General features: G+C 39.0%; 6 protein-coding genes and 1 tRNA gene. 5 read left to right on the top strand and 2 right to left on the bottom strand.

Annotated elements, in window-relative coordinates:
- Window positions 1-734 precede the first annotated feature (734 nt).
- Both ACU0NF_RS09215 and cysS read right to left on the bottom strand, forming a co-directional pair.
- Window positions 735-810 (bottom strand) — tRNA-Gly (locus ACU0NF_RS09215).
- Window positions 811-872: 62 nt separating this feature from the next.
- On the bottom strand, window positions 873-2,294 hold the full coding sequence (gene cysS / locus ACU0NF_RS09210; protein ID WP_445660915.1) for a cysteine--tRNA ligase: 1,422 nt from the start codon (window positions 2,292-2,294) through the stop codon (window positions 873-875).
- A 215-nt stretch (window positions 2,295-2,509) separates the two neighbouring features.
- Here cysS and ACU0NF_RS09205 point away from each other — a divergent pair, with 215 nt between their 5' ends.
- Genes ACU0NF_RS09205 through lptB form a run of 5 tightly spaced genes read left to right on the top strand, consistent with a single transcriptional unit; the run spans window position 2,510 to window position 5,916 of the window.
- The gene (locus tag ACU0NF_RS09205) at window positions 2,510-3,487 is read left to right on the top strand and encodes a KpsF/GutQ family sugar-phosphate isomerase (RefSeq protein ID WP_131266559.1); all 978 of its coding nucleotides are present in this window, start codon (window positions 2,510-2,512) and stop codon (window positions 3,485-3,487) included.
- A 3-nt stretch (window positions 3,488-3,490) separates the two neighbouring features.
- The gene (locus ACU0NF_RS09200) at window positions 3,491-4,030 is read left to right on the top strand and encodes a KdsC family phosphatase (protein WP_131318798.1); all 540 of its coding nucleotides are present in this window, start codon (window positions 3,491-3,493) and stop codon (window positions 4,028-4,030) included.
- A gap of 41 nt (window positions 4,031-4,071) precedes the next feature.
- Window positions 4,072-4,620, top strand: a complete 549-nt coding sequence (gene lptC, locus ACU0NF_RS09195) for an LPS export ABC transporter periplasmic protein LptC (protein WP_445660914.1) — start codon at window positions 4,072-4,074, stop codon at window positions 4,618-4,620.
- Window positions 4,604-5,170 carry a lipopolysaccharide transport periplasmic protein LptA gene (gene lptA / locus ACU0NF_RS09190; RefSeq protein ID WP_131383585.1) on the top strand — a complete coding sequence of 189 codons (567 nt, stop codon included), beginning with the start codon at window positions 4,604-4,606 and terminating at the stop codon, window positions 5,168-5,170. The genes lptC and lptA overlap by 17 nt, the downstream gene beginning before the upstream one ends.
- A complete protein-coding gene (gene lptB, locus ACU0NF_RS09185) occupies window positions 5,170-5,916 on the top strand; it encodes an LPS export ABC transporter ATP-binding protein (protein WP_131266551.1) in 747 nt (248 codons plus the stop codon). Before lptA ends, lptB begins: the two co-directional genes overlap by 1 nt.
- Window positions 5,917-6,059 lie beyond the last annotated feature (143 nt).

Here is a 6,059-nt window from a genome sequence, read left to right as displayed (position 1 = left end):
TCAATTTCTCAATTTCTCAATTTCTCAATTTCTCAATTTCTCAATTTCTCAATTTCTCAATTTCTCAATTTCTCAATTTCTCAATTTCTCAATTTCTCAATTTCTCAATTTGCTGATAAATATTTAAATTTTTAATCCCTAGAGAAGGAGGATGTGCTTAATATGTGTAATATTGATAAATAGTTATTCTGAATTTTAATAATAATTTAATAATGTTCACGTTTAAAACCTGACTTTTAAATATTGAGTTTTGTTTCCGCAAATATCTTTGGTAAAACGCTCACTATATGCTATCTGAATTCTATAGAATAGCTTTTAGTTTTTTTATTGATCAATTAGTATTTTATGATGAGTAGCAAGCAGTAAATTTCATTTTTTGATTAATTTTTATTTTTTCCAGATTTTTATGCAGTAAATATGAAGATCTTCTGCTATTTTAATAAAAATTTTACAGTTATTATAATTTGCCCATTCTAGTAGTAGAAAAATCTTGGAGATTGCTGATGTGATTCGAGGAGCAGCTATTATAAGTTCCTATTTCATAAATTATATAATGGGGAATCTGCCAGAATTGATTTCGAAACTATTAATAAAATTTTACCTAGTGTCTATTCAGTTATTTTTGGTCACTTTAGTGAGTTGAGCTAAAAATCAGAAATAAAGCATTCAGGTTAAAATTATAAAAAATTATTATAAAAAAAGCCCTGATCAATGATCAGGGCTTTTTCGTATTCTGGAGCGGGAAAGGAGACTCGAACTCCCGACCCCAACCTTGGCAAGGTTATGCTCTACCAACTGAGCTATTCCCGCAATGGTGTGAATTATAGAGAATTTCACAAAACTGTCAACTCTCTATAATTACAAATGATCAATTAATCAGCACGACGCCAAATGGTGCCTTGACGGGTATCTTCCAAAACCACACCCTGGTCAAGCAATGACTGACGAATTTCATCTGCTTTGGCAAATTCTTTGGCTTTTTTCGCATCTTTACGCTGTTGAATCAAATCTTCAATTTGTTCTGCGGTTAAGCCTAAAGCTTCCTGACCGATATCGGATTTCAAGAAATCATCGACATTGTGTTGAACTATACCAAGAATGTTGGTGAGGTGACGTAAAGTTGAATAGTAAAGCGTTGCCTGTTCCTGGTTTTCATCTTTTACTGCACGATTGAGTTCTTTATTGATTTCAAACAATACCGCAATCGCTTCAGACGTATTGAAGTCATCACGCATTGCCGCATTAAAGCGTTCAACCAAAGCATCATCTAAGCTCTCAACGGTTTTTTCGCCATACACCGCTTGATAAGCTTTAAATGAATGATAGAAACGTGAAAGGGTATTTTTTGCTTCTTTTAATGCAGTGTCCGAGAAGTTTACTGGACTGCGATAGTGTGATGACACAATAAAGTAACGGATCACTTCAGGATGGAATTTATCCATTACATCGCGAATGGTGAAAAAGTTGCCTAAAGACTTCGACATTTTTTCGCCATCGACATTAATGAAACCTACATGCATCCAGTAATTTACATATTGTTCATCAGTCGAAGCTTCACTTTGTGCAATTTCATTTTCATGATGCGGGAACATCAGGTCTGAACCGCCACCGTGAATATCAAAATGGTTGCCTAGGCAGCAAGTCGACATGGCTGAACATTCAATATGCCAACCCGGACGACCATTGCCCCAAGGTGAAGCCCAAGATGGCTCATTTTCCTTGGCATGTTTCCACAGCACGAAGTCGAACGGATGTTTCTTTTCAACTTCAACATCGACACGATCTGACGCCCCGGCTTGCATATCTTCCAGTTTACGACCTGAAAGACGACCATATTTAGCAAATTTTTCAACCTGGAAATAAACATCACCATTGCTAGAAGGATAAGCCGTGCCTTTATTGACCAAATTACCGATCATATTTTGCATCTGATCAATATAATCAGTTGCACGCGGTGCTTCATCAGGGTGTAAGCAACCCAGATTTTCAGCATCGTCATTCATGGCCTGAATAAAACGATCCGTTAAAGCCGTAATGCTTTCGCCATTTTCATTGGCACGTTTAATAATTTTGTCGTCAATGTCGGTAATATTACGAACGTATTTAACCTTCCAACCTTGACTGCGCAAGAAACGGATAATGTAGTCAAATGCAACCATGACACGAGCATGCCCAATATGACAGTAATCGTAAACTGTCATACCGCAAACATACATATCGATATGTCCCTCGACACGCGGAACAAATTCAACTTTTTTACGTTGCTCTGAGTTGTATAGAACAAATGGTTGCATAGGTCTTCTAAAATGCTTTTACAAAAGATGGCTCATCTTAACCTAAGCATTATTATTCATAAAGTTTTAAGCGTTTTTTTTATAGGCTTGTGAAAAGTTGTACATTTAGAAACGTGCGATTTGCATAGATATGATAAAATTGCGAAAATTATTTTTGCTTGATTAGAGTCAACGCTTTATAGCGTTAAGGTAAACCTACTTTGAACCCACCAAATATGCCAAATCAAATAGACTTCCAAAAAGTTGCATTAGAAACCTTGCGTATAGAAGAACAAGCGCTAGAAATATTGGCGACGCAAATTGATGAACGTTTTAGCCATGCATGTGAAATCATTTTGCAGTGCCGAGGGCGCTTAGTGATTACCGGCATGGGGAAATCTGGTCATATTGGTCGTAAAATGGCGGCAACTTTTGCTTCTACCGGTACTCCATCATTCTTTATGCATCCAGGTGAAGCAGGGCATGGCGACCTAGGTATGCTGGTACCGGGCGATGTACTGATTGCAATTTCAAACTCAGGCAAGAGTGATGAAATTATGATGCTGATGCCCTTGATCAAGCGTTTGGAAATTCCGCTCATTACCATCAGTGGTGATGATAAAGGTCCGATGCCACAAAATGCAGATGTGGCGTTAACCTTGGGCAATATTCAGGAAGCCTGTCCATTGGGTCTGGCACCCACTTCAAGTACGACCGCAACCTTGGCTTTAGGTGATGCGCTGGCTGTGGCTTTGCTTGATGCTCGTGGTTTTACTGCAGATGATTTTGCCATGTCGCATCCAGCGGGTGCTTTGGGTAAACGCCTATTGTTACATGTAAAACACCTCATGCATAAAGGGACAGAATTACCAAAAGTCTCTCCCGATACACCAATGAATCAGGTCTTATACGAAATTTCAAACAAACGCCTAGGTTTAACCACAATTGTAGACCAAAATAATGTTCTGCTTGGTATTTTTACCGATGGTGATTTACGTCGTTTAATTGATAAGCAACAAGGTTTTGATGTGAACCTGGTCGTGTCGGAAGTAATGACCAAAAATCCTTTAACCATTTCGCAAGAAGTGCGTGCTGTTGAAGCTTTGGAACGAATGAACGAAAACAAAATCAATCAATTTGTTGTGGTAAATGATGTAAATAAAGTCATTGGTGTCATTAGTATGCATGACTTGATTCAAGCTGGGGTAAATTAATAAATGGCATCTTATATTTTATTAGAACAAGCGCGTCATATTGAAGCTTTAGTTCTTGATGTCGACGGTATTTTAAGTGATGGTTTTGTGACACTCACCAATACAGGAGATGAAATCAAGTCTTTTGATATTCGTGATGGCTTGGGTATGAAACTTGTACAGAAAGCCGGGGTCAAAGTCATTATCATTACTGGACGTACCAGCAATATTGTTGAAAAGCGCATGTCTGACTTGGGTGTAGACTTGGTTTTTCAAGGCCGTGAAGATAAAGGCATCGCATTACGTGAAGCCTGTGCACAATTGAATGTTGCACCAGAAGACTGTTTATATATGGGCGACGATTGGCCTGATCTTTCTGCATTTGCCATTGCAGGTATGAAAGTTACCGTGCCGAATGGTCATGTTGAAGTGCGTCGTCGTGCAGACCTGGTGACTCAGGCAATGGGTGGGCGCGGCGCGGTACGCGAAATCTGCGATATGATTTTAATGGCTAAAGGGGCTTACGAAACGCTTCTTGAAAAATATACGTCTGTCCCACATTAATAGTTAAATAATTCATTTAATTTGAGTTAAGTACCACACTTATGGATACAAAAGTTTTATACCTAACTGCTATAGCAATTGCAGCTATAAGTGGTGGTTATTACTATTACAGCGGCAAGGGCAATAAACTTGAGGTTGATTCAGCAAGGAGTATGACCTATTCCGCTGAGAAAATTAATCTCACCCAAACCGATGATAACGGTAATTTGTATGTCCGCGCTCAGGTCGATCGTCTTGAACAGGACATGCAAAAACAAACCGCAAAACTCACTAATCTAAATGCGTCTATGTATACAAATGGCGCAGTCGATGCCACTTTCTATGCCAAAGTCGCAAATAGTTATGATGATAATGAGCGGGTTGTTTTGTCTGGAGATGTGTTGGCGGTTAAGTTGATGCAACAAGGCAAAATGCAATTTCGAACCACAGAGTTAACGGGATATCCTAAAACTCGTGAAATTGAAACTAATAAACAAGTAATTGTGCAATCTCCGCAAGCTGAATTTGTAAGCCAAGGTCTGAAAGCCAATTTAAATAACGGTCAATACGAATTTTTTAATATTCGAGGAAAATATGAACCAAAATCTTAAGCTTACATTTTCTAAAACCTTGCTTCAGCAAGCAGCTTTAGTCGGTTTGGTTGTATTCTCATCGGCAACGGCATTTGCAATTCCTGCGGACCGAAATCAGCCTATCTCCCTAGTAGCTGACCGTGCAACCTATAATGAAAAAACCGGTGTGACGACCTATACCGGTAATGTCATCATCGAGCAAGGCACCATGAAATTGCAAGCCAATTCAATTGTTGCCAATCTCAACAGTCAAAAAGAAATCAGCACCATTACTGCAACGGGTGGCCCTGCACGTTTTCAGCAAAAAGTGGATGTCAATAAAGGGTTAGCCAAAGGACAGGCACAAAAGATTCTCTATAATGCCCAAACCGGCATTATCACCTTGTCTGGCAGCGCATTGTTACAGCAAGACGGCGCAAGTATTCGTGGTAATACTTTGAAATATAGTATGAATAAGGGTGATATTGAGGCGACAGGTACCCCGAATAACACCGGTTCATCTTCAGGTCGTGTCCAAATTGTGATTCCACCTTCGAGTTCAAAATCATTCCCGGGAGCACGTGATTAATGGATCAATCGCTAAATCAACCGCAAACCCTATGTATTAAACATCTGGCGAAAAACTATAGTAAAAGATGGGTGGTCAAGGACGTTTCTTTCCAGATGCAAAGTGGGCAGATTGTCGGGTTACTTGGACCAAACGGTGCCGGTAAAACCACAAGTTTCTACATGGTGGTTGGTTTAGTCCGAATGGATAAAGGCGAGATTCATTTAGATGATCTGGATTTGTCCGATTTGGCCATGCATGAACGTGCCCGCAAAGGGATTGGTTATTTACCTCAAGAAGCCTCTATTTTTAGAAAACTGACCATTTCTGAAAATATTATGGCGATTCTTGAAACCCGTAAGGATTTAAACAAACAGCAACGCCAACAGCGTTTAAGTGAATTGCTGGCTGATTTTAAAATCACCCATATTAAAGATTCTTTAGGCATGAGTGTTTCGGGTGGTGAACGTCGTCGTGCCGAAATTGCCCGTGCCTTGGCTGCGGATCCTAAGTTTATGTTACTCGATGAGCCGTTTGCCGGGGTCGATCCTATTTCTGTAGGTGATATCAAAGATATTATTCGTACCTTAAAAGATCGTGGAATTGGCGTATTGATTACCGACCATAATGTACGCGAAACTTTAGCGATTTGTGAACGAGCGTATATTGTCAGTGAAGGTGCGGTAATTGCTGAGGGAACACCGCAAGAAGTGCTTGAAAATGAAACGGTGCGCCAGGTTTATCTCGGTGAAGATTTTATGGTTTAAAAATAAACAAAATAAAAGATGATTTTGTTATTAATAAATGACAAGATCATCTAACGTTATAATTATAAAAAATAACAATTATTTTACAAAAGTGGACGTATTCTTTACCAAATGCGTTAAAATATTTATTAAATGTAATTGCC

Source organism: Acinetobacter sp. F16, assembly GCF_052712855.1.
This window is presented reverse-complemented; position numbering and strand designations above follow the sequence as displayed.